The 26140-nt window shown below is 45.4% G+C and carries 15 protein-coding genes; 4 read left to right on the forward strand and 11 right to left on the reverse strand.

Annotated features, from left to right (window positions below):
* Positions 1-354: 354 nt before the first annotated feature.
* The 3 genes from minE to minC form a co-directional block, all read right to left on the reverse strand.
* Positions 355-726: a cell division topological specificity factor MinE gene (gene minE, locus QUA62_RS14500; RefSeq protein ID WP_445243823.1), complete on the reverse strand. Its 372-nt coding sequence runs from the start codon at positions 724-726 to the stop codon at positions 355-357.
* Positions 727-942: 216 nt separating this feature from the next.
* On the reverse strand, positions 943-1749 hold the full coding sequence (gene minD, locus QUA62_RS14505) for a septum site-determining protein MinD (protein ID WP_006635273.1): 807 nt from the start codon (positions 1747-1749) through the stop codon (positions 943-945).
* A gap of 409 nt (positions 1750-2158) precedes the next feature.
* Positions 2159-2959 (reverse strand): septum site-determining protein MinC, encoded by an 801-nt coding sequence (gene minC / locus QUA62_RS14510; RefSeq protein WP_333288918.1) that lies wholly within the window; start codon positions 2957-2959, stop codon positions 2159-2161.
* A 425-nt stretch (positions 2960-3384) separates the two neighbouring features.
* Between minC and QUA62_RS14515 the strand changes: the two genes are divergently transcribed.
* From QUA62_RS14515 to QUA62_RS14525, 3 genes are all read left to right on the forward strand, one after another.
* Positions 3385-4314 (forward strand): ADP-ribosylglycohydrolase family protein, encoded by a 930-nt coding sequence (locus QUA62_RS14515; RefSeq protein WP_333404899.1) that lies wholly within the window; start codon positions 3385-3387, stop codon positions 4312-4314.
* 102 nt (positions 4315-4416) lie between these two features.
* Positions 4417-5175, forward strand: a complete 759-nt coding sequence (locus QUA62_RS14520) for a Uma2 family endonuclease (RefSeq protein ID WP_333404900.1) — start codon at positions 4417-4419, stop codon at positions 5173-5175.
* A gap of 291 nt (positions 5176-5466) precedes the next feature.
* Complete coding sequence (locus tag QUA62_RS14525) at positions 5467-7197, forward strand: NAD(P)H-quinone oxidoreductase subunit 4 (RefSeq protein ID WP_333217294.1); 1731 nt, start codon at positions 5467-5469, stop codon at positions 7195-7197.
* Positions 7198-7264: 67 nt separating this feature from the next.
* Here QUA62_RS14525 and QUA62_RS14530 read toward each other — a convergent pair whose 3' ends face one another.
* From QUA62_RS14530 to QUA62_RS14545, 4 genes are all read right to left on the reverse strand, one after another.
* Positions 7265-8908 (reverse strand): NB-ARC domain-containing protein, encoded by a 1644-nt coding sequence (locus QUA62_RS14530; RefSeq protein ID WP_333404902.1) that lies wholly within the window; start codon positions 8906-8908, stop codon positions 7265-7267.
* A 436-nt stretch (positions 8909-9344) separates the two neighbouring features.
* On the reverse strand, positions 9345-11309 hold the full coding sequence (locus QUA62_RS14535; RefSeq protein WP_333404904.1) for an ABC transporter ATP-binding protein/permease: 1965 nt from the start codon (positions 11307-11309) through the stop codon (positions 9345-9347).
* 209 nt (positions 11310-11518) lie between these two features.
* Complete coding sequence (locus QUA62_RS14540; protein ID WP_333404906.1) at positions 11519-12376, reverse strand: DUF1361 domain-containing protein; 858 nt, start codon at positions 12374-12376, stop codon at positions 11519-11521.
* A 224-nt stretch (positions 12377-12600) separates the two neighbouring features.
* Complete coding sequence (locus QUA62_RS14545; protein WP_333404908.1) at positions 12601-17247, reverse strand: PAS domain S-box protein; 4647 nt, start codon at positions 17245-17247, stop codon at positions 12601-12603.
* Between the two features lie 551 nt (positions 17248-17798).
* Between QUA62_RS14545 and QUA62_RS14550 the strand changes: the two genes are divergently transcribed.
* The gene (locus QUA62_RS14550) at positions 17799-19166 is read left to right on the forward strand and encodes a TldD/PmbA family protein (RefSeq protein ID WP_333106075.1); all 1368 of its coding nucleotides are present in this window, start codon (positions 17799-17801) and stop codon (positions 19164-19166) included.
* 257 nt (positions 19167-19423) lie between these two features.
* Here QUA62_RS14550 and QUA62_RS14555 read toward each other — a convergent pair whose 3' ends face one another.
* The 4 genes from QUA62_RS14555 to QUA62_RS14570 form a co-directional block, all read right to left on the reverse strand.
* The gene (locus QUA62_RS14555) at positions 19424-20815 is read right to left on the reverse strand and encodes an ATP-binding protein (protein WP_333404910.1); all 1392 of its coding nucleotides are present in this window, start codon (positions 20813-20815) and stop codon (positions 19424-19426) included.
* A 157-nt stretch (positions 20816-20972) separates the two neighbouring features.
* Complete coding sequence (locus tag QUA62_RS14560) at positions 20973-22307, reverse strand: ATP-binding protein (protein WP_333404912.1); 1335 nt, start codon at positions 22305-22307, stop codon at positions 20973-20975.
* Positions 22308-22462: 155 nt separating this feature from the next.
* The gene (locus QUA62_RS14565; RefSeq protein WP_333217287.1) at positions 22463-22834 is read right to left on the reverse strand and encodes a response regulator; all 372 of its coding nucleotides are present in this window, start codon (positions 22832-22834) and stop codon (positions 22463-22465) included.
* On the reverse strand, positions 22831-25770 hold the full coding sequence (locus QUA62_RS14570; RefSeq protein WP_333404914.1) for an ATP-binding protein: 2940 nt from the start codon (positions 25768-25770) through the stop codon (positions 22831-22833). Before QUA62_RS14570 ends, QUA62_RS14565 begins: the two co-directional genes overlap by 4 nt.
* Positions 25771-26140: the final 370 nt, after the last annotated feature.

Below are 26140 nucleotides of genomic sequence, written 5' to 3' on the forward strand. Positions count from 1 at the left end.
GGCCGTGTTTTGTGATGCAAGTGACCCTTACCAGGGCGTTTCCACAAGGCCCTCCGCTTGGAAGTCTCCTGTGCTGCAATACCATCGACTTGTGGCGTCGATGGTGTTGCGACGGATTCCCAACGCTTGAGTAGCTTCGATTTTCTTCATGCCATTTAACTCGATCGCTGGGATGACCTGATGAAGGAGGTATAAATGTACAGTTTGGAGCCAAAAGTCGGCGCGATCGATCTGCAAAACTGGCGACTAATTGTAGTCTATTTTCTAACCGAGGAAAGCGGTTGCTATAGTTTAATTTAAATGGCGATCGGCTCGAATCGAACTCTTTGCCTGACAATAAAATCTCAATCCCTATCACTCTATAGTGTCGGGGAGAATTTCGACTACATACTCCGGTACATATTCGGGTCGATTTTCGGATCGATTCGGGGGCACATTCTGGGGAACCTTCTCCGGTGGATGTTCGAGCCTGACTCGCCGGATCGGGAGATTTGCAATTAGTGCTGTGGCCCGCTGGTCGCTCTCCAGCGAGAACTCAGACCCGGTGGTATCGATTTCCACGTAGCGAGATACCACCTCTAGAATTTCTCGGCGCATCGACTCAACCATTTCTGGGCTGAGTTCTGAGCGGTCGTGGGCTAGAACCAGTTTGAGGCGCCGTTTTACCTCGTCGCGGCTGTTGTCAGGGGTGCGCGGGAAAAGTCGTTCGAGAAGTGTATATATCATGGGTCGGGCGGGTTTGTCAAGGGTTAGGCATAGAAAAGGTCATACCATTTTCGATTTTCGATTTTCGATTTTCGATAGGGGAATCACTGATTCCCGTCTGGTTTGGAGCTGGTCTACAGTTTCATTCTTTTTGGGAACTGCTGTCACTGGGGGAAAATTTGGGGTAGTTTTTGTGATGCGGTCGCTGCTGTTAAAGATCGATCGCCAATGAGCACATCACATAATTTTAGTATTTAAGAACTTGCGGAGGCGAGTAAAGAAGTTTTCGCGACGGGGATTGAGATCTAGAAAATCAACTTTTTCGCCTTCTAAGCGGCGGGCAATATTGTCGAAGGCAGTTCCAGCTAAAGAGGCCGTTTCCGACAATACTAATGGTTCGCCTCGGTTGGTGGAAACAATGACGCGCTCGTCGTCGGGAACGACGCCTAACAGCGGAATGGCGAGGATTTCCCGCACGTCTTGTACCGACATCATATCATTTGCCAGCACCATTGCGGGTCTGATCCGGTTGACGATCAGGTTGATTTTCTTGACGTTGTTGGCTTCCAGCAGGCCGATGACTCGATCGGCATCGCGGACAGCAGCGATTTCGGGAGTAGTGACAATTATCCCTTCTTGAGCCGGCGCGATCGCATTTTGAAAACCTTGTTCAATTCCAGCAGGAGAGTCGATCAAAATATAGTCGTATTTTGCTCCCAACATCCCCACAAGCTGCTTCATTTGCTCGGCGCTGATGGCATCTTTCATCCGAGTTTGGGCAGCCGGCAACAGCACCAAGCGCGGTTGCCGCTTGTCTTTCACCAAAGCTTGCTCTAACCGACACTCTCCAGCGAGAACTTCTAATGCCGTGTAAACAATCCGATTTTCTAAGCCCAGCAGCAAGTCTAAATTTCTGAGACCGAAATCGGCATCAATTACGGCAACGTTCCGCCCCCGTTTAGCTAAAGCCATGCCGAGATTGGCTGTGGAGGTGGTTTTTCCTACCCCGCCTTTCCCTGATGTAACAACAATAATGCGAGCCATAAGCGATTTTTGATTTATTGGGAATTGGTGATTGGGAATTAGTAATTGGTAATTGGGAATGGTAATTGGGAATGGTAATGGGTAATTGATATTATTCTTGGTTGATAATTAGCAATTATTCTTTGGTAATTTGGCAGTAATCTGTAATTCACTGAATAACAGCAGATTCCACGTTTATGAAGGACACCCGCTTATCGCTCCCCCGCCGTAGTGGCACGGCGAAAGCCTTTGCCCCTACTTCATAAACTCACAACTCTCCTTGTTTTACTAATTCTCTATGAATTTGCACTTAAATTTTAAATCGTCTTTTAGTGACTGATTTAGCCTAGGCAAAAATTATCAAGTGCAGGCTGAAAGAGAAAGAGTATTACCAATTACTCATTACTAATTCCTAATTACCCATTATCGATTACTCATTACCCCCGACTAACTGCGATTTGTCAAAATCAGAGGCTCTACCGATCCGAATCCCTTGAGGCGTCACATAGGCGACTTCCGGGAAAAACTGAGCGGGTGAGGTTTCTGGGCCTCTGGCAACATACTTAGCAATCCTAATCACCATCGGTTCCATCTGCAAGGTCATAATCACGCTTTTGGTATTGCCACCGGCACCGGCGTGCACGACTCCCCGCAAACGGCCCCAAACTAGGATATCGCCTCCGGCGATGACTGATCCGCCTGGATTTACGTCTCCCAAAAGTACGACGGTGCCTGGATGGCGAATTTCTACGCCCGATCGCACTGTCATCTGCAAATATAAAGGTTCCGCCAGCGATTGAGGTTTTTCAGCGGCGGCTTTATTCAGGGAAGAAACCGGAGGCTGCTGTTCTACACAATAGCCTGCCGTAGCAGCAGCAACGGCGGTTTGGCGGCGACTGGTGTGGACTCGTTTGAGTTGCAGTTCTACTTCGGAGAGGGCATCGGCGATTTCTTGCAGTTGGCGGATATCTAAAAGTCGATCGCTCCCCATCAATTGTACTTCTGCGTTTGGCTGCCAAAAGCGTTCTCCTGCATTCAGCCTGACTTTTAGCTGCTGCCAAAGTTCAGTCCAAGTCGAGGCGGAGGCTGTTGCGGGTTCGTTATTGGTTTCGGGGGGGAGTAGCAACAGTAGCTGTCCATCTTCGGTTTTGAGTCGGACTTGCAGCTCCAAGCTGACTTCGGGTGTTGATTGAGGGGCGGCAGCAGCGGCTGCGGAGGCATCGGGTGTCATGGGACAGTTTGATATCGGGTAGGGACAGGTTAACATCAATATTAGCCTGACTCGTCTTTTGCCTCAGCATTTGGGAGGAAAAGTCTTGTTTTTTTATTTTTAACGACAGCTAGGGCAATTCTCTTTCGTTTGTGAACAAGATTTTGTTTTAATGAACCGCAGAGAGCGCAAAGGGTACAGAGAAAGAGAATTAAGAGTTCAGAAGAGAGAATGAGAGAAGTTCACAAATTTGGTATCGATTGTGAACGATATTTTGTTTTAATGAACCGCAGAGGGCGCTCTTGACACAGAGAAAGAAAATTAAGAGAAGAGATAAAGAGAGAACTTGACAAGTTGGGCATCGATTGTTATACACGCAGATAAGATGCAGATAGAAATAATTTTGAAGTCTCTAGGCTTACTAATTATTAATTGTCAATTACGTTATGCAGCAAATAGAACATTATCGCGGCAGTCTTCTCGGTTTAGCAGTTGGCGATGCTCTCGGAACAACTTTAGAGTTCTGTCGCCCTGGAACGTTTGCGCCTATTAACGATATGGTTGGCGGCGGCCCGTTTCGATTGCAACCGGGCGAGTGGACGGACGATACTTCGATGGCGCTTTGTTTGGCTGAAAGTTTGATTGAGAAAGAAGGTTTCGATCCAGTCCATCAGTTAGAAACATATTTGCGGTGGAAGCGAGAGGGACATTTGAGCAGCACTGGTGAATGTTTTGATATTGGCAATACAGTTCAACAAGCACTTTGGAAGTTTGAAGATACAAGAAAACCTTACTGCGGTTCTACCGATGCTGGGACTGCTGGCAATGGTTCGATTATGCGCTTGGCTCCCGTGCCTTTGTTTTATGCTACAAATCCTTTGGAAGTCATAGAAAAATCTGGACAAAGTTCGAGAACTACTCACGCTGCTGCTACTTGTGTGGATGCTTGCCGTTATTTGGGTGCTTTAATTGCGGGGGCTGTGAATGGAGTTGCTAAAGATGTGTTGCTTTCGGAAAGATATTGTCCGATTTCGGGATATTGGGCAGAAAATCCCCTGGTAGCAGAGATTGATGAGATTGCGGCGGGTTCTTTTAAATTGCGACAACCTCCTGAAATCAAAGGTACTGGTTATGTTGTCAAGTCTTTGGAGGCGGCACTTTGGGCGTTTTACAACAGTTCTTCTTTTGCTGAAGGCTGTTTGTTGGCTGTGAATTTGGGCGAAGACGCGGATACAACTGGTGCGGTTTACGGACAGTTGGCGGGGGCTTTTTACGGAGAATCTGGTATACCGGAAAAATGGATCTCGCAATTAGTCGATCGTACTTTAATTGCATCTTTTGGCGATCGGCTTTTGACTTTATCTAGATCGCTCTGAATACTTATATCAGTTTTCAACCTTCTTTGTTTTTACAATGACTCGCAACTTGAGTTAATATAGATAAATTTACACAAAAATTGCTGGTTGAGGGTTAATACAATGGTACTCGAAGCCCCGTCTATCAAAGCCAAACCAACCGTCACCTGGGAACCCCTACCAGCTAACTTCGTATTACCCGACGATCCGGTGGAAAATATTCAACAACCTTCTCTCGCCGCTGGTCTCACCGATGCACTGGGAGCTGCAGGACTTATTCAGTCAGAAATGCTGATTAGCTCTAATTTGGGGCTAGTCGCAACTATCAATAAAAACATTGTCGTCAAAGCTCCAGACTGGTTTTATGTGCCGCAAGTGCATCCTCTAGCAGAGGGGGTAATTCGCCGTAGTTATACTCCTCATACTGATGGTGCTAATGTGGCGATCGTGATGGAGTTTCTCTCAGAAGCAGAGGGAGGAGAACTATCGGTCAGAGCAACTCCGCCCTATGGAAAACTCCACTTTTACGAACAGATTCTTCAAGTACCTACTTATGTCACTTATGACCCCTACGAAGGTATTTTAGAAGTGCGCTATTTGCAAGATGGGCGGTATGTTTTACATTCAGCCAATGAGCAGGGGCGGGTGTGGATTCCCCAACTGGAACTATATCTCGGGATTTGGTCGGGGGAAAGGTTGGGACAAACCATGAACTGGCTGCGTTGGTGGGATGATCGAGGTAATTTGTTGCTGTGGAGTTCAGAACAAGCTGAGCAAGAAAGGCAAAGGGCTGAGCAAGAAAGTCAAAGGGCTGACCAGGAAAGGCAAAGGGCTGAACGATTGGCGGCTAAGTTGCGCGAATTGGGAGTTGATCCAGATTGAACGCTGATTGAAAGCTAATTTACGATCGCCCTTAATAGACAGGGCTTACGCAACCATCTACCAGAATACGCTCAATCCCCGCCAGATGGCACCTACAAAACGCTATATTTTGTTGTGCGTAAGTCCTGAATCGAAAATCAAAAATCGAAAATCAATTGACGTATGTAGCAATTCGTGATATTTTTATCCGAATTTGTCTGGATATAAAAAATATTTATGAATAAATCTTAAGTTTTAATAAAATTTAGTATTATAATTTTGGTAACTTCCAACTAAGTATTTATTCTCACTATGGTAGCGGATCAATTTCCTTGGCTGACCGCAATTGTCATCCTACCCCTCCTAGCTTCCCTCGCCATCCCTTTTGTGCCCGATACAGACGGCAAAACCATTCGCTGGTATGCCCTAGGCGTAGGCATTGCAGATTTTGTATTAATGTGCTGGGTGTTTTGGACTCATTACGATCCAAGCATCTCTAGTTTCCAAATCGTAGAACAATATCCCTGGATACCTTCTTTAGGCCTCAACTGGTCTGTTTCCGTTGACGGACTGTCAGTTCCGTTGGTATTGTTGGCGGGATTGGTGACGACACTATCAATCTTTGCAGCCTGGGAAGTTGATCGCAAGCCACGACTCTTCTACTTCCTAATGCTGGTGATGTACTCCGCACAAATAGGAGTTTTCGTCGCCCAAGACATCATGCTGCTGTTCATTGTCTGGGAACTAGAACTAATTCCGGTGTACCTGCTAATCTCGATTTGGGGCGGACAAAACCGCCGCTACGCAGCTACCAAATTCTTGATTTACACCGCAGGCGCTTCCATCTTTATTTTGATAGCTGCCTTAGCAATGGCATTCTACGGCGGAGGCACCCCCACCTTCGACATGGTAGAACTAGGCTTGAAGGACTACCCACTGGGTTTAGAATTACTGCTTTATGCGGGATTGTTAATTGCCTTCGGTGTGAAACTGGCGATTTTCCCCTTCCACACTTGGCTACCTGATGCCCACGGTGAAGCATCTTCTCCCGTCTCGATGATTCTGGCCGGCGTATTGCTGAAAATGGGCGGATACGGACTGATTCGCCTGAATTTGGAACTTCTTCCCCAAGCACACGTTTACTTTGCACCCATTATGGCGGTGCTCGGCGTGGTCAATATTATCTACGGCGCGCTGAATTCCTTCGGCCAGTCGAACATGAAGCGCCGCTTAGCGAATTCGTCGATTTCTCACATGGGATTCGTGTTGTTGGGTATTGCTTCCTTCACGGATTTGGGAATCAACGGGGCGCTGTTGCAAATGATTTCCCACGGTTTAATCGCCTCAGTATTGTTTTTCCTGGCTGGCGTTACTTACGATCGCACCCATACAATGATCATGGACGAGATGGGCGAGATTGGGAAAGTCATGCCGAAAGTGTTTGCCTTGTTTACCGCAGGCGCGATGGCATCTTTGGCACTCCCCGGAATGAGCGGTTTTGCTAGCGAATTGTCAGTTTTTGTGGGCGTCGCAACTAGCGATATGTACAGCAGTTCTTTCCGGGCTGTGACAGTGTTCCTGGCTGCTGTGGGACTGATTTTGACCCCGATTTATTTGCTCTCGATGCTGCGACAGTTATTTTACAACTGTGGAACACTAGCGGCTTGCGACCTTGAGGATCTAAATTTGCAGAATCAGAGAAACAATCTGGATGAAGCGGTTTGTTTTGGTAATAGTTGCGTTTTGCCTGGTGATGCACCGTTTATTGATGCTAAACCTCGGGAAGTGGCGATCGCATTTTGCTTTTTGATACCGATTGTCGGCATTGGTTTTTATCCCAACATGGCGATGCAAGTCTACGACGCGAAGACTGTGGCGGTGAACGCAGAAGTCCGCCAATCTTACATCCAAATTGCTCAAGACAATCCTGAGATTTATGCGAAGGGATTTTTGGTTCCCAAAATTGCCCAAGCTCCAAAAGTGCCGACTTTGGGCAAAATTACCGGGTCTGAATCTGCATCTGTTTTTGGCCTTGTCAAATAATTTTATCGAATTCTGTTTTTGTTGAAAATTGGGCGATCGCTTTTGTCAAAGGGCGATCGCTTTTTTCTTATCGCTGAATTTCTGAAATAATTTGCGCCAGATTCTCCCTAGCATATCCCACCTCAAGAATCGATTGATCCTCCAGTTCAGAGGCAACTTTATTCAAGATATTTAGCGGTTCTTCAGAGCCTGTCGTCTTCAAAAACAACAGTTGCAACCGATTTTTTAATAATGCTAAAATAGAGCTACTGGGTTCGCCTTTATCCCCTTTCCGTTTAGCAATGTTGATGCTCAATTTGTGAGTTTTCAACAGCCGCATTCTTTCTATTCCTTGGGTCTTAACCGTCTCCAAAACCTCCGCTCGAATCCGATCGACTAATCTGTCGGTCACATATTGCACGATCAAAGGCTGAAGCATAAAAACAGTTTCCCCGCCCTCACTAATTTTTTCAATCAGCGAGCGACGACCCAGAGAATCGAGATTTTTTAGCAAATCTGAAAGCGATGAATTGGCCAACATCTGCTCTCGTAAAGTGGCCAGGGAAATCGGGCTTTGAGCAATAGCAATCCAGTAGGCAATATCTTGTTCGGAACTCGACATTCGATCGAACTGCTGCGCCAGCAAATTGCTGATATGTTCTTCAATAAATAACGCCGTTGCTTCCAAAAGGTTTAAAACATTTCCCTCGAAAAACTCGTTAATTGTTGTCGCTACAATCTTTAATGCTAAAAGATTGCCTCCGTACCGGGACAACAAGATTTCCACCTCTCGATCTTGAGCCGACAAACCTTTTTCTTGGAAAATTTTCCGCGCTATTTCCTCGGAAATAGCAGGTTTTAAAGACCGCACTTTTTCTCCCGCCAGCAAAGCCAGTTCCGTAGGTTCTTCCGAACTAACTAGCAGTAAACAGCTATTGTGATTGACCTCACACAGCCGCACAATTAAATCTCGATATCCTTCGTAGCCTTCCCGGTAGTGTCCCGCTAATTCTTCGGGTCTGAGAACTGCTTCAAAATCGTCTAAAATTACCAGACAGCGGTGTTTCCGCAGATACTCGACCAAGCGCGAAATTTTGCTGTTGAGGTCGATGGGTACATCGGGTTTTGGTTGGTTAGAAAAAAGTTGAATTAAGCTCCCTAGGAAGTCGGATGGTGCTGGTGCCGATCGCAGCGATCGCCAAATCACAAAATCAAACTCATTTTGTACCTGTTTTGCCAACTGCACCGACAGAGTTGTTTTGCCGCTACCAGCCAAACCCAGCAGTGCTACCAGGCGACAATTATCTGATACAATCCACTGCTTTAAAGTAGTTAATTCTTCAGTCCGTCCGTAAAAAACCGAAACATCCGGTGCTTGGCCCCAATCTTCCTGTCGGTGTCCGTTAGCGAAGCCCTCGGAGAGGCTCGCCATCTTCAATAGAGAGCCTTTACCTCGACTAAAATCGCTTGTTCCCTGATCGGTGTGGTATGAAAACAGCAACTGATGCCTCAATTCCGAAAGCTTTCCAGGGCCGTTCCCCCCGATCTGAAACTTTTTGTAAACTTCGCCGAGTCTTTTGCGAACGGCGATGTCGCTAATGCCAAGCTTTGTGGCGATCGTCGCCGTAGATTGACCGTCGAGAGCCATAAACACAGTTTCTAACTCGGCATCTGTGACGCCGCGCTGTTTGGCGATCGTTTGCACAAAGTTTTGAGGAATCGGAGTAGTCAAGGTAGGAATCTCGCCTATACTAAAAAAATCTATCTTCTATTATATTGTGTGAGTTCTCGCGGGCGAGCAATTGAATCGAATCTACCAACGTTCAGCTTGCTTTTTGTTGTTTGGGCAGTTTTAGATATTTATACCCAATTATCAATTGTGAGACCTGTTTAAAAAAATGCAACTGTAGGCAAGCTCCAAACCAATACACAATCAGTCATTCCCAATTCTTCTATTCTTCTATTCTTTAATTCTTTAATCTAAGATGGTATGAGGAACGGGGAGTTGAGCGGCATTAAGTGTTGCTATTTCCCTACCCGTAAAACCTATTGTAGAGTGGAGGCGCGGCGCTTAATTTATAGCACCCAACCATAAATCTCCAACCGCACCACAACCCACCGCCAACCAAAGACCGGGTAAATTTACAATTTTTGAAAGCAACGCTGTATCAGCCAAAAATTGTCGCACTAGCGCGGTATTCTTGGGCAGAAAGCAGCCGCCAACTCCCATCACCCACAAGTTCCAAAACCTGCTGGTGATATTTCACTAAACTCACTCGGTGGCCGACACTCACAAACGTAGTTTTAGTGGCTTGCAACTGCTCGTATAAATGTTGCTCGTTCTTCAAATCCAAAGCACTTGTCGCCTCATCCAAAATAGCGTATCTAGGTTCCGTCAATAACAATCTAGCAAAAGCTAAACGTTGCTGTTCTCCCAGCGACAAAATCTCACTCCAATCTAAATCCGCATCAAAACCGCCCAATCTGTCTGGCAAATCTGCTAAATTTACTGATGCCAAAACGCGGCGCAATTTTTCCTCATTAACCTCGCTGCTGGTATTGGGATACAAAAGTTGCGATCGCAAACTACCTAAAATCATATAAGGACGCTGCGGCAAAAACAGCATTTCCCCCAATCCCGGCCGCGCCAAACGCCCCGTTCCCGAGTCCCACAAACCCGCAATTGCCCGCAGCAAAGAACTCTTCCCAGCACCGCTTTGCCCGACAATTAACAGTCCTTCACCGGGCTGCACTGCTACCGACAAATCCCTAATCAAAGTCTTTTGATGTTTGGGAGTATCTAAGGTGACGTGTTCCAGTAACAACTGGGAATCTATAACTGTATCAATGGTTCTGACTTCGACTTCAACTGGAGTTATTTCATTTTTCAAAGACTCATTGAACGTGGCTAGACGATTAATTCCCGCTGCAAATAAACTCAAAGTTTCAATTTTGTAGACCACCAAAGAAAATGCCTCTAAAACCTGACGAAAAGCAAATTCAGCTTGAGTAATATCGCCGTATCTTATCTCACCTGCAAAGTAGATAGAAGCCAGAAATAAAGATGGGATAATATAAGTTGCATACTTATAGCTGTATGTAAAATATTGCAGATTTCGTTGCCAGCCAATTAGTAAATTAAAGTTCCGAACTGCTTCTGAGAATCGGTTTTTTACTTGGACAGATTCCTGCGTTTCTCCCCGGTAAAAAGCAATTGATTCTGCATTGTCGCGAATGTGGACTAATCCATACCGAAAGTCAGCTTCTTTGCGGAGCTGATTGAAGTTCAAAACTATCAATCTTTTGCCAAAAATTACCATTACTACCGTCCCAAAGACAGCATAAATGATTAGTCCAATCGAAAGACCTTTAGAAATAGACCACAGAATGCCCGTAAAAGAAATAATATCAATAACTGCTCCCAACATCAGCAGCAAAAAATCTAAACTCGTGCTAGTGAAGGATTTGATATCTTCAGCGATTCGCTGGTCGGGATTGTCGATTTCCTTCTGAGAATTTACTTCGTAATAAGCGCGGTTTTGAAAATATCTATCCAGGAAACTATCCGTCATCCACTCTCGCCAATATAGTCCCAGTTTATCTTGGGTATATCGGTAAATAACTACTATCGGAGTACCGATGATGAAAACTCCAGCATAAACCCACATAAACCGCCAAAAAGTGTTCTGATCTTTTTCAGCAAGTGATGTCGTAAAAAAGTTACCTATGTAGCTAATTACTACGTTAATGCCGCTAACGGATAGCGACAAAAATAGCAGCAGAGCTAACATTATCCACTGCTTCCAGCGCGGTATCAACTTGCTTCTGAAAAAGACAAAAGCAGCCAGCGGGAGAATTAGCATTAAACCAACGATCGCAATTGTCGGTGAGTAGATAATCCCTTTAATCAAAGTAGCTAAGCCAGCGGCAACCCCGTTAAAAGCCTCTGGAAAAAAGACTTGAGCACCCAAACTGACAACACTGACAGCCACAAACATCGCAGCGAACAGAAATATCAACAACAGCGTCACTAATCCCAAAAAGATTCGGCCGCCCCCAGGCTCTAAAGGATAAAAGTAAGGCTGAGCGATAGCAATAAATCTCTGCCACAACTGACGGTCAAATCGATTCATCTTTGCTTTTTACAAAACTACTTTGACTGTTCTAACATATCAAGTCTTGTGACAAACTGCAGCACTAATTTATTTCGGAGTTTAGCGAAAAAATTTGTCTCACCCACAGACGGAAACTTGTTTTCCCAGTTAACTGGTGGAGAGAAAAAATTGGGAGCTTAGTTCAAGCTCTTAGATTCATCGGTGGAGTCAATCCTTTAATCTCAAATCTAAAATCTAAAATCGATTGGATCAGAAGCAGTGGCGCTTTCGCCGGACAACTCCGACTGCAATTTGCTGCTGTAAAATCGCTGGCTAATTCCTAAAATTACTTGTTTCATTACCCAATACAAAACAGCAATTACTACAAAAGTTACAACCATTACTAAAACCGGACGCTTGCCTATCAAATCGTTCATTACTGTGTTAACTAGCGCATCGGGATTAGTAAGAATGTCCCAAGTGTTGAAGCGGATAAATCGCCCTAAATAAATGCCGATCGCCGAAAGTGCGTGTATAGTTATCTCCGTTGCCAGGATAAATCTACTCCAACCCTGTTGTTTCAAATAGTAACCCAAATTCATCACCGACAGCACGTAAGCCCCACACCCAACCAGCATAAACGCCAGATACTGCGGGATCAAAGCTAGAGTCACAGTCCACACCGAGTTCCCCTCTTTAATCTGCTCAATCAGGTGAATGATATCAGTTAAAACGTAGGGCGCATTAGGCAAAAATGCGATAAACCAGAAAAAACCGCCCCACCAGCGGAAAGAGCGAACTCCGCGCTGCCGCAGTACCCAGATGTCTAAAGCCATCAGTGTCAGCGTAATCGCGATCGCGCCCAAAACGTAAGTTTTGCCCACATCTTGCACAATGTGCTTCAGATAGTTCAAAACATGGCGCGTACTGGGCAAAAAAGTAAGGCCCAGGAGAAAGGCCGTACCCCACAGCAGCCAGCGCGATCGAGGTTTGCGAAACAGCCAAAAACTCAGGCCCAGCGGTACTAAAGCCAAAAACAAATTCCAAGACATCCAGCGGACATTGTGTCCCATTGCTTGCAACGCTTCCAGGATTAATCCCATCATGTCAATTTTTATACAATTAAAGGTTTGATGCAACACCGCTTCATTCGCAGCTTCCGTCTATTTTAGTCTTTAAGTTGTAGGGTGAGTCAGCTTATCGCTGCGCCCCTGAAAATCAACAACTGCTGACGCATACTAGCACTGTGGAGTCACTCTCAAATCTCACATAGACGGGTGAACCCTACCACTGTGGAGTCAATCTCAAATCTCAAATCGACTGGTACACCCTACTGTTTATAAACTTTGTCAATCGGAATCTCAATCTTAAAAGTCGTTCCGCATCCTATGGAAGAAATGCACTCAATCTTACCCTTGTGCTTTTCCACCACAATCGAGTGCGCGATAGACATTCCCAACCCCGTACCTTTCCCCACAGCTTTGGTAGTAAAAAACGGGTTAAAAATTCGATCGACTATCCCCTCGGGAATGCCCGTACCGTTGTCCGAAATTTCTACCCTAACAGTGTTCTCGGAGGTTACACCCGTGGAAATAGCAATCCGTCCAGTCTTTGTCTCGGATTGTGGAACCGATAACTGGTGATATCGTTCTTCAATAGCATCAATTCCATTAGCAATAATATTCATAAACACCTGATTGAGTTGGCTGGCATAGCACTCCACCAGTGGCAGTTTTCCAAACTCCTTAATTACTTCAATTTCCGGGCGGCTGTCCCGACTCTTCAAGCGGTGCTGCAAAATTAACAAAGTGCTTTCAATTCCCACGTGAATATCTACCGGCTTCATTGCGGATTCATCCAGCCGGGAGAAATTTCTGAGGGACAACACAATTTGCCGGATGCGCTCGGTTCCTACCTGCATTGAACCCACAACTTTTCTTAAATCCTCAGCCATGAAATCCAAATCTATCTCTTGAATGCGATCGACAATTTTGGAATTTGGTTCGGGATACTCCTGTTCGTAAAGAGTCACCAGATCCAGCAACTGTTGTGTATACTGGTTGAGATAATCAATGTTAGCGTGAATGAAATTAACGGGATTATTAATTTCGTGAGCGATGCCTGCAACTAATTGCCCTAAAGAAGACATTTTTTCAGTTTGGATGAGCTGAGTTTGAGTAGAGCGCAATTCCCGCAGCGCTGACTCTAAATCTTGAGCTTTTTCTCTTTCTCGTCCCTCGCTTTGCTGCAGTGATTCTTCTGCTTGCTTGCGAGTCGTAATATCCTGGCAAAATCCAATTATTACCTTAGCCTTACCCTCAGGATTCCTGCTAAAAATAGTATCCCGACTTTGCAGCCACAAAAATTGATCATCTGCGGATCGCATCCGGTACTCAATTTCCCTAATTTCGCCATCTTTAATTCCAGCAAAGCTGGCATGGTGTTTCACAATTTTAGGCAAATCTTCGGGGTGTGTTAACTGAGGCATGAGTGACGCATCCATCCCTCTAATTTCGTCGCTGGTATAGCCCAGAAGCGCGAACATGGAAGTATTAGTGTAGATATTTCGCTGTTCTTCTAAGTCGTAGAGATACAAAATACCTGGAGTAGCTGATGCTACTTTTTGAATGAACTGCTGGCTTTCTTGCAAAGCTAATTCAGCTTGTTTGCGATCGGTAACATCAACGACGATGCCGTCCCAAAGAATATCGCAGTTTTCTTTAGCTTCAGGACGCGACATTATCTGCAACCAGCGAATCTTGCCTGAAGGTAGCACTATCCGTCCTTGCCACTGCCAAGGTTGCAAATTCTGGGCAGAAATAGCACCCGATTCCTCATAATTTTGGCGGTCTTCGGGATGAATCAAATCTGTTACCAAAGCCGCATTTTGCAGAACATCTTCTGGTTCTAACTCAAAAAGTTCTCGGCAAGCAGCACTTATGTAAGGAAAACAGAAAGAGCCATCTGGACACAACAAAAATTGATAAATGATTCCCGGCACATTACGCGACAGCTTTTGGAATCTTGCCTCGCTTTCCCGCAGTGCTTCCTCTGCTTGTTTGCGCTCCGTAATGTCAGTAATTGAACCAACCATGCGGACTGCTTTTCCAGATGCGTCCCACAAAGCTTGTCCCCGACTCAATATCCATTTGTAGGCGCTGTTGTAGCACCAGCAGCGGTATTCGACGATGTAATGCGGCGTTTTCTTGTTTAAATGGTCTTGGAGAGCTTGCATTACTAACGCTAAATCGTCGGGATGCGTGCCCTTGTTCAATTCGTCAAAGTAATCGAGAATGGGGCTGTGTTCGTCGTATCCGGTGATTTCCTTAAATCTATCGGACAGGAATAGTTCCCCTGTTTGCAAGTTCCAGTCCCAAATGCCGTCGTTGTTGCCTTTGAGTGCTAACTGCCAGCGTTCTTCAGTTTGCATCAATTGAGCAGTTCTCTGTTTGACTCTATTTTCTAGTTCTTGATTGAGCTGTTTGAGACTTTCTTCTGCCTGGTTGCGTTCGATCGCAATTCCTGCTAAGTTTACGATCGCCTCTATCAATTGCAGCTCAAAAAAATGAGGGTGGCGCGGTTGGGAATAATACATTCCAAAAGTTCCCAAAACTTGACCCTGATATGAGAAAATAGGAGTAGACAAGCAAGCTCTCAGTCCAAAACTCAAGGCTAAATCTCGAAAATTTTTCCACAAAGGATCGCTGGCAATATCTGTAACGATTACCTGTTGGCGACTAAAGGCAGCAGTGCCGCAGGAACCGACATCCGGGCCGATGGCTATACCATGAATAGCAGCATTGTAACTCTCGGGCAAACTGGGCGCGGCTCCGTGTAGTAAATGTTTGCCATCTGGAGCTAGAAGCAATATCGAACCCAGGACATCTCTAGATTGCTGCTCGATAATTTGAACTAAAGTGTTTAAAGTATCGCCCAGAGAAGCACCCTTAGCAATCATTTCTAAAATTTGTTTTTGACCCGTTAACCAATTTTCAGCTTGCTTGCGCTCTGTAATGTTGCGGGCCACCCACAAAACCGTGTTTTCTTTCATGGGCGAGATGGTAGCGGCAAACCACGTTTTTAGGCTGCCAATTTCCAAGTTATATTCAAAAGTACAGATTTGATTTGTAGCGAGGGCGGTGCGAATTTGCTCCAGAAAAGATTCTGCCATTTCTGTAGAGAATAAGTCGCTAATTTTTTGACCGACAAGTTCTGGAGACGGTTTATATAAAAGTCCGGGATTGGTCGGGGCAATTTTCAGGTAGCGTCCTTCAATATCAATCACCAAAATTACGTCGTTCATTGCCGCAAACAAAGTCCGCAGTTCTGCTTCAGAAGCTTGCAGGGCGATTTCAGCTTGTTTGCGATCGCTAATGTCGCGCCCTACTCCTTGACACTCAATCAAGCTGCCCGTACTGTCAAAAATCGCCCGATTCGTCCACTGCTGCCAGCGAGTTTCCCCTGTTTCGAGAACGACGCGGTGTTCACAGGTAACGACGGGGTTTTGTAGGCTTAGAGAGCTGAAACTGCGGCTGATAATTTCTTGGTCTTCTGCCGGCATCAAGGGCATAAAAGTATGGCCCTCCAAATCCGATCGCGATTTATTGAAATAGCGGCAGTAGGCATCGTTGACAAAAGTCAAAACTCCGCTCGGCAAGAAACGGCAAATCAGTTCGGTTTGGTCTTCAATAATTGCCCGATAGCGAGATTCGCTCTCAAGCAGCGCGGCTTCTGCTAAGACGCGATCGCTAATATCCGTCCCGATACAAAGCAGCCCTGCCAAATTTCCCTCCGCATCTAGCAAAGGTTTATTTGTCCACGCTACCCACACCCTTTCTCCATTGCTGCGGATGTTTTCGTTTTCATTTTGGAAGTATTTTTCCGGCAGTGGCAAAGAGTCTCGAATCATTGCCGCCAGGTCACTTTCTGATAAATCTGTTTTCGGTATAATTGTCCCGATCGCACTTTTGCCGATGATTTCTGCTTCTGAATACCCGAAAAAAGTTTCAGCAAACTCATTAAAAAAAGTAATTTTGCCTTCACTGTCTAACTGCACAATAATGCTGTTAGCATTCTCAACCAATTGTCGGTACTTAGCTTCGCTTGCCTGCAGCTTCACAGGGCCATATACCCAGCTAAACGCCACTACCCCGCTGAAAACAGCCAGCAAGCCGCCTCCAAAGATCAGCCACCCCCGAAACGGCGAATGTGCAGGCCATCCTCCCGCCGGAATTGCTGCCAACTGCCAGGAACCGTGCGGCAAAGTCACTTCCAGCAGCACGGGATTGTGCTGAAAAATTGACCCGTCACCAAAAAACACAGGGCCGGATGCTCCCTTCCCGTCTTTGCCCCGCAGAGCGTATTGCAGCTTCGCTGAGGAGTCATTGAGTCCTGCTTCCTCAATCAGGGAATTTTTGTCGATGATCAAACCTGTCAAGCCCCAGTAAACTCCTGTTTCAGGCTCGGCGCCGGAGGGTGTGAGAAAAATCGGCGATCGGCTGATGAACGTCTCGTCCCCCTCCAATAATTTCACGGGCCCGGCGAGCAAAGTTTTTCTGGTGTTGATGACCTCTTTGACCATTTGCCGCTGTGCGGGTAGCGCCGTCAAGTCAACCCCGATCAGCGCTTCATTTCCCTCCCGTGGGTAAATGTAAGCGATCGTCGTGCCTTTAACTAAAGTTATGGCGCGGATGCCCGGTTGCTGTGCCACCAGAATTCTCGCCGTCGCTGTAAACTCGGCTTCAGTGATGTTTGGGTTGTTGGAAAGGTAAGCCCCCAAACCCCGCGTCAAAAACACGCGGGAATTCAAAGCGCCTTCCAGCTTAGAACGGACTGTGCTGAGGCGTTCGAGGGTGCTAGCGCGGTTGTAGTGAAAAAACCGCCGCTGTTCTGAGCGATCTAAAATGCCAACTCCGACCAAAATTGCTATTGATGCCGAAATTGCTGCTAAATACGGTGAAATTTGGAATTTTTTCACCTTAAAGTATTCCATCTGCCGGCGGTTAAGGTATATTTTTTAGATCTTTAGATAGATTTAGTTTAGTTTGATTTCTCTAGGCCAATGCCAGATTTTCGGCATACCGGGCTTTTCGCAAGCGGGCGGGAGTTTGTTGTGTTCTAGGACGCCCGCCCAACGTCGGCGATCGGCAAGCCTCTCATGATTAATTCTATGGAAAAAGTTTTAAATCTACAATCGACTGAGCGAAAGTAATGTGGTCATAAGCCCCTGTATTCATTCCTTCGCAGACTCAGGACGGAGACTTTAAAAAGCTTTGCATCCTTCCTAAAAAGCCCCCGGATTCATTCCTTCGCAGGCTCAGGACGATATCAATCTAAAATCTAAAATCTAAAATCTAAAATCTAAAATCTAAAATTGGTTGACTCGCCCTTGCTCGGGTAGGGCGCGCCACGATACCGTACCACACCCGGGGGGGGAGCGCGCACCCGAAAGACGCGAGTTATTAGCTAAAATAGGTTTAGGAATAATTTTTTTCAGCGCTACGGCCAATCATTCATAGGGGCAATTTGATGCAAGAACAGTTGATGGAAGCGATCGCACCTTACCGCGATCGCGTAGATTATCTAGAAGTTCGCCTCGAACAAAGCGAGTCAACTGCGATTAGTTTTCGCGGCCCTCAGTTAGATGCTGTCAACCGCAGTTTTAGTCTCGCCGGCGGCATCCGCGCCTGTCACAAAGGTGGCTGGAGTTTTGTAACTTTTAACGGTTTAGATGAGTTAAAAGACCGTATTGAAGAAGCTGTAGTGCAGTCTCGTTTGGTTGGCAGCGAAAAAACTCTACTCGCAGATGTCACCCCGATTCAAGATTATGTAGCGGTGGAATTGGGTCGCGACCCGCGCTCTATTACTCTAGCCGAAAAGCGGAAATTGCTCGAATCTTACAATCAGTTGCTGTTAGATTATGACCCGCGAATTCAGACGACAATGGCAGGTTACAGCGACAGATTTGGGATTACTTATTTTGTGAATTCTCAAGGTACTTGCATCGCTCAAGAGCGCTTGGATGTGACCGGGCGTTTCGGAGCGATCGCCCGCGGCGAGGGCGGTGTCGTCCGCCAAGGGTTTGAGTCGATTCACTCGCGATCGGATTACGATGTGTTGACAAATATTGAAGATCGTGTTAAAAGTGCGGCCGTTCGAGCTGTGGGCCAACTAGAGGCAAAATCGGTGAAAGGCGGCCAGTATCCGGTGATTTTAGACCCTTATTTGTCGGGGGTATTTATTCACGAAGCTTTCGGTCATTTGTCGGAAGCAGACGGCATTTACGAAAACCCAAAAATGCAGGAATTGTTGACTTTGGGCAAGCCTGTGGCGATCGAACAATTGAATGTAATTGACGACGCAACTGTGCCGGGATTGCCGGGAACTTTGAAATACGACGACGAAGGCGTGCCGGCTCAGTGCAAGCATTTAATTAAAAATGGAGTTTTAGCGGCTCGGATGCACAATCGCGAGACTGCGGGCAAAATGGGCGAAAGTCCGACGGGAAATGCCCGGGCTCTGAGCGCTACTTTTATGCCTTTGGTGCGGATGACTAATACTGCGATCGAGTCTGGCGAACATTCTTTTGACGAAATGGTTGCCGACATTGACGAAGGAGTTTATGCAGTGCGGATGTTGGGAGGACAAACCAACGGCGAAATGTTTACGTTTGCGGCGGCTCAAGGGTTCATGATTCGCGACGGCAAATTGGCCGAACCGGTGAGCGATGTCACTTTAAGTGGCAATGTATTTCAGACGTTAAAGGATATTGAGTCTATAGGTAACGACTCGGTTTATGCCTACGGCGGTTGCGGTAAAGGCGGTCAGAGCGGTTTGCCCGTAAGCGTCGGCGGCCCCCATTTGCGGATTAAAAATGTCGTCGTCGGAGGAAGATAATCATTAGTCATTAGTCATTAATTATTAGTTCCAAACTTACGCAACTGGCACATGGTGAAGGCGTGCTCGCGCCCTCACGCCTCACCTTAACCAGTCCGAGACACTGACAAGTTGACAACTGATTCAAAATCTACTCTAGAGGGCTTCAGCTAGGTCGTTCGGTGTTTGGGAGGCTTCATAAATTACAGAGAAAGTGGGGAAGTGCGATCGCGATTGTAGACTTTACCAGACTTTGTTGATTTTTTTTTTAATTCCCCTTAAGTTGCCTTCATATCTATCCGATTATTCTGGCTAATCGGAATCTCAATCACAAATTCTGCACCTCGATCTGGCTGCGAAAAACACTTCAAATCTCCGCCGTGCTTCTCCACCACAATCTGATAGCTGATCGATAATCCCAAGCCCGTGCCATCACCCAGAGGTTTAGTTGTAAAAAAAGGATTAAACAGCCGATTTATTACATCGCTTGTCATCCCCGGGCCATTATCTTTAAAACTGATTCTTACCCACTGGTGATTCAGCAGAGAAGTAGCAATCGTAATCGTTCTAGGCTCGGTTTTAATTTGCTCCGGGCTGCGTTCTTTCTCATAGTGATTCAAGGCATAAATGGCATTGCTTAGCAAATTCATAAATACCTGATTCAACTGACAGGCATAACATTCTATTTGTGGCAAATCTCCGTATTCTTTAATAACTTCAATAGACGAAGAATGCGGCTTAGCCTTGAGCTGACTATGCAAAATTACTAGAGAGCTGTCGATTCCCTCGTGAATATTAACGGGTTTCATCTCAGCTTCGTCGAGGCGCGAGAAGTTCCGCAAAGTCAGCACAATCTGACGGATACGTTCTGCCCCCAATTTCATCGAAGACAGCATTTTAGGCATATCGTCTTTGATAAATTCCAGCTCTATTTGCTCAATTAAAGCTTCGATTTCCGGGTAGTTATGGGGATCGTGCTGCTGGTAAAGCGTGATTAAAGTCAATAGCTGATGAGTGTAATCCGTGACATAAGTTAAGTTCCCATAGATGAAGTTAACAGGATTATTAATTTCGTGGGCAATCCCGGAAATTAGTTGTCCTAAGCTAGACATTTTCTCAGTCTGAATAAGCTGAGATTGGGTGCGCTGTAAATTTTGCAGGGCCAGTTCTAGTTGGATGGCTTTTTCTCGCTCTCGCGCTTCCGATTGCCGCAATTTCTCCTCTCTTTCTTGGCGGGCGCGCTCGTTTTCCTTTAGCTGCTGCACATGACATAAAGTTTTGTTAATGGTAATTTCTAAATCCTGAAAATTTATAGGCTTAATCAAAAAGTCAAAGGCCCCGCCATTCATCGCCTTTCTGATATTCCCCAAATCGCCATAAGCAGATATAACTACTGTTTTGACCATAGTAACTAGCTCGTTAAGTTTCGCTAGCAAAGCCATACCATCCATGACTGGCATATTAATGTCTGTCAGGATAATATCTATATCCGGGTGCTCTCGCAACGTTGAAAGCGCTTCTACGCCATTGTGTGCAAAAAAAACTTGGTATTCTCCGGTGCGGATCTTTTGTCTAAATTTCTGGGAAATTAAAGATTCTAAATCAGGCTCGTCATCCACAAATAATATTTGAGCTGGCATATTGCGAGCCAGTGCGGTCGTAGGTGACATTTTTTGAACTCCTGGGATTCATTAACTTATCCGCCGAGTAATTTTTATCTACTTTACGTCCTATTATAGATTATTTCAGGAGTAATGAAAAGGCTGATTTCTACAAGGGCCAACCAGATGGCTGGAATAGGCTCTGAGTTTGGTAAAAGTCGATGGATTAGCTAAGGTTGAGTGCCGCCCTAGTTTGTCTGATTGGAATTTCAATCCAGAACTCTGTTCCCTGCCCCACCTCTGAAAAACAGTTCAATGCGCCCCCATGCTTCTCATGTACAATTTGGTAGCTTATATAGAGACCCAAACCAGTACCCTCACCTACAGGCTTAGTAGTAAAAAATGGTTCAAAAATACGGTCTTTCACCTCTGCCGTTATTCCCGGCCCATTGTCCCGAATTTGAATGACGACACGGGATTTTTCCTCTAGCAGAAAAGTGCGAATAGTAATGGCGAGGGGGCAAGCGGGGGGGTTATCTAGTGACCGTTGTTTGTTGTACTCATTCAAAGCATCAATCGCATTAGAAAGGATGTTGATAAACACCTGGTTGAGTTCTCCGGCATAGCATTCCACTAAAGGCAGATTGCTGTACTCCTCCATCACTTGAATCTCTGGACGCGCTGCCCTTGCTTGAAATCGATTATGCAAAATCAGCAGGCTGCTTTTTATCCCTTCGTGAATGTCAACCGACTTTATGTTAGCTTCATCCAGTCTGGAGAAGTTACGCAAAGACAAAATAATCTTCTGAATGCGGTTAACGCCCCCTTTCATCGACACCATAATTTGAGGTAAATCTGCTATCAGAAATTCCAAATCTATGGCTTCGATTTCAGCTTGAATCTCAGAATTGGGAGGGGTGTACTGCTGATAGAGATGCAGCAGGTTCAGTAGGTCTTGGATATAATCACTGACGTGGCTGATATTGCCGTAGATAAAGTTGATGGGGTTGTTGATTTCGTGGGCAATCCCCGCAACCACTTGACCCAAAGAAGACATTTTTGCAGTCTGAATTAGTTGAGCTTGGGTCTTTTTTAGGTCTTGCATACAGTTCTGTAAATGCTGAGCTTGTTCTCTAGCGCGAGCTTCTGACTCCCGCAAGCGCTGATTTTCTTTTACCTGTTGCACCTCGCGCAGCGTTTTGTTGAGGGTAATTTCTAGATCCTGAAAATCTATAGGCTTGGTTAGAAAGTCAAAAGCACCGAAGTTCATCGCATTTCTTATATTTTTCAGGTCGCCATAGGCTGATATAACTATTGTTTTGAAAGGGCGGTTTATCTGATTAAGTTTAGAGAGTAAAGTCAGGCCATCCATTTCAGGCATATTAAGGTCGGTCACTACTATATCTAGATCCGGGTATTCTTTCAATTTCTCCAGCGCTTGTACGCCATTGTGGGCAAAAAAAAGCTGCCATTTTTCGGCGCGGATTTTTTTCCTAAATCTCTGGGAAAGTAGAGATTCTAAATCTGGTTCATCATCCACAAACATTATTTTTGCTGACATATTCATTTTTCAGTAACTCTTAAAACTCATGATAAAGATTTAGCGTTCCAGAAGAACAGAAGGAAAATGCAATCGAGCCATTTTAACTCGACTGAGGTACTGCTTTCAATTACCAATTACTCATTACCAATTACTAAATATGTTTCCTTGTAAATTTACTCCAAGTTGAGTATTTTATTTTTGAGTGTATCAAAATTAACAGGCTTAGTAATATAGTCATCAGCTCCATAAGCCATTGCGGTTTGGTAATTTCTCTCATCTCCATAAGCCGTAATCATAAAAACTTTTAAATCGGGAAACTTTTCTTTGAGAATCCTGAGCAGTTCGATCCCATTCATTCCTGGCATATTAATATCCGATAAAATCAAGACAATAGACGCTTCATCCTGGTTTTCTAAGTAGTTCAAAGCTGCCTCTGCGGACAGGGAAAAATGAAATTGAATTTGCCCTGCTTTGATTTCTTTCCTAAATTTCTGCTTGAACAGTGACTGAATATCTTCCTCGTCGTCTACCACCATTACTTTCATTTTTTTAACTCCTTTATTTCAGCTATTTTTTGGGGCAAGGTGATTATAAACTCTGTGTATTTTCCTACTTCTGTTTCGACTTTTAGTTCTCCGCGATGTTGCTGGACGATAACATCCTGACTGATAGACAGACCTAGACCAGTACCTTCGGCTGGTGGTTTTGTAGTAAAAAAGGGATTGAAAATTTTATCGAGTACCTCGGGTTTTATACCTGAGCCATTATCGCGAATGCGGATTTCAATCGCGTCACCAAGATTTCGAGTTCTCACGTCAAGCAGCGGTGAAAATGCTGAGCCCATTTCTTGTTTCTTTTTATAGGTTGCATAGCAAGCATTGCTAATAATGTTAAGAAAAACCCGACCGATGTCTTGTGGCACGACCTCTACTTCGCCTATGTCATTGTCATAGTCGGTTTCTATGGTAATGTTAAAAGCAGCTTCCTTGGCTCGCATCCCGTGATAGGCTAGATTGATATATTCAGCCAATAAACTATTTAGATCTGTAGCTTCCCAGTGACCGCTTTGTCCGCGAGAATGCAAAAGCATATTACCAACGATTTTGTCGGCTCTTTGACCGTGTTGATTGATTTTTTTAAGATTAGCTGTGAGATCGGTTAATAGCTCGGCAATATCGTCACTGGTTTCGGGATCTAAACGTTCTGCTTGATTTTCAATTTTTTCAAACAGTTCTTCGGTTAATTCAGCAGAAAGTTCTGAGAAATTGTTGACAAAGTTTAATGGGTTTCTGATTTCGTGGGCAATGCCTGCTGTTAAACTACCCAGAGAAGCTAGTTTTTCTTGCACGACAATTTGATTTTGCATAGCTCTGAGATTTGCTTCTACCCGCTGGCGCTCTTCAATCTCATTTTGCAATTGCTGCACAGTATGGGTGAGTTCAGATGTACGCTCCTCAACTTTGATTTCTAGTTCCTCATTAGCTTTTTGCAGTGCTTCTTGGGCTTGCTTGCGATCGGTGATATCGCGCACGATCGCCACATATTCTTGGAGATCCTGATTGGAAAGAGAAGCTTGTTGAGAGAATCGGTTTGAGATAGCAACTTCCAGGATGCGCGAGTTTCCATCGGGTAAGTTGAGGGTGTGTTCGCTGCGACTGAGCCACTGATCTGGGTGAGCCGCTAATCCGGGTAGTAATTTGTTCAGGTAAGACCCAATTAGCCTTGTAATATCTATTCCGAAGAGGCTTTCAGCAGCGGGATTAGTCTGACGAATTACACCTTTTCCATCCAGCACTACAATAGCATCTAGGGCAATGGTAAAAAGCTGTTCTGCTCCCTCTCGTGCCTCGTCCATTAAGACGACTTGGGGTAAGCTCGTCCAGCAGGCAACGGCTACCCCGACAAAGGTGATACTCAACACTAGCACTACCAAAAGATTAGAGGCAAGACTTGAGTTAGCCTCTAAGGGGATACCAAACAACCAGCCGACCGTAGCGGCGCTAGAAATCAGTAAAATCACGACTACAACCTGAAACGCCACAAAATCTGGTATCAAGCTCTTGCGCTGTTGCCGATAACACTGAATCCACCACTCTGGATGAAACGGTGCAAAGGGAATGCGACGGATAGCCGCATCCACTACGAAAACAACCCCAGGAAACAGGAACCCAATCAGCACATCTTCCCGACTCCAAGCTAAGCCTCCAACCAGCAACACCACACCATCAAACATCAAGAAGCCTAATGCCAACCAAGGCCATCGCACTTCTGGAGAGCCTCGCCGCAGCCAGAGTCCGAGATTGAGTGACATCAACATTACGACGAAGCCAACAGAACCAATCACCAATAGCCGAGTTATATCTATCCAAAGTAAAGCGATCAAATTAATTAAAACGCAAAATATCAAGCCCGGTTGCAGAACACCTCGTCGGGAAACGATCGCAAACACGGGTGCAACATATCCATCTAAAGCGAGTTGGTACAACATTCGGGGAGAGTTAGAAACCGCAGTGGCGCAAGCTAGAAAACAGCTTGAAGCCAGCAACAGTGTCACGATTAATGAAGCTGACGGGCCCCAAAATGGTACGGCGGCTGCTAATAAATTCTTAAATGAGTCTTCCCCCAGTCCTTCAGTGGTGGCTAAGCGCATCAGTACCCAGGAGTTGGCTAGAAATATGGGAACAATTAGTGCAGCAGCTAAGTTCAGAAACCGCAAAGTTTCACTGGGACGACGGCTGTCGGCGACAAAGGAAGAAGCTGTTTCGCAGGCGCAAGTAGCGTAGATCGCGAAGCACGACCACTTAGCCCAGTCCACAAAGGTTAAGGTTGGCCAACTGCTGGGGAAAAGTCCGGGACTCTCTGGAGATAAAGCTAACCATCCCATCCCTTGAATGCCAAACACCAGTAGAAATCCAATTGCTGGGAACACGAAAAATGCGTGCAGTATTCCTAGAGCGCGAGTGCCGCTAAATGCCACAATATAAGCGATCAGTGTGAATCCAACTATGAGAATTGTTCTGGGACACGGAATGCCCAAGGGTTCCAGGTTAGCTTGGATGAGGTCTGTGATGACGATCGCATTCACTGATGGATATACTACCCAACTCAGGAAGTAAGCGAATGCCGCATAGCGACCCAGAGAGGGATAGTTCCTCAGTAGCCTGGTGATATAGTTGGGTGTTCCTCCGGACATTTCTGGCCAATGTTCCCCTAGGCGTTTCACTTGCAGGTTCAGGATTACTCCTAACAGCACGGCGGGCAGCCAGACGAAAATTGCATTTGGGCCCAGAGCGGCGTACATTGGTGGTGCAATTGTTACCCATGCGATATGACCGCTCAGGCCAAAGCCCCAGGTTTCAATAGAACTCAGGCTTCTCTGGAGGCGCATGGGCGATCGCCTACTAAGATTTTCTGTTGGGGAAGGCTGAGTTGGTTCTGAGTAGTAGCCGTTTTCCGGCTGGTGTCGGATGTCTGTCGCCATCAATTTTACCTATTATTTTGGGGATTTTGCTGTCGCGACCCTGATGTTCAGCTTTATAGCTTTTAACTTATTTCTGTTAAGCATTTTTGCTAATTTTAAATTTTGGTAAAGCTGCCTTTCCCAATCCACCCTGAAAATCTATCTCAATGGATCTTCCATATTACCAGGACTTACGCAACTGTCACAGCTCGGTGTACCAGCACCAAAAAATTATACAATAAACATCGAACAAGAAGTTTTAGTTGCTCAATTAAATAACTTAATAGCAGCCCGTGTTTAATTTGATCTATTGTTTTGCCATTTTTATCGGCTAAACTTTTGAGCGCCTAAGCCACACAAGTTCATGACAAGCAATATGATTTGTTTGAAT

This window comes from Microcoleus sp. MON1_C1 (assembly GCF_036701945.1).
GTDB lineage: Bacteria > Cyanobacteriota > Cyanobacteriia > Cyanobacteriales > Microcoleaceae > Microcoleus.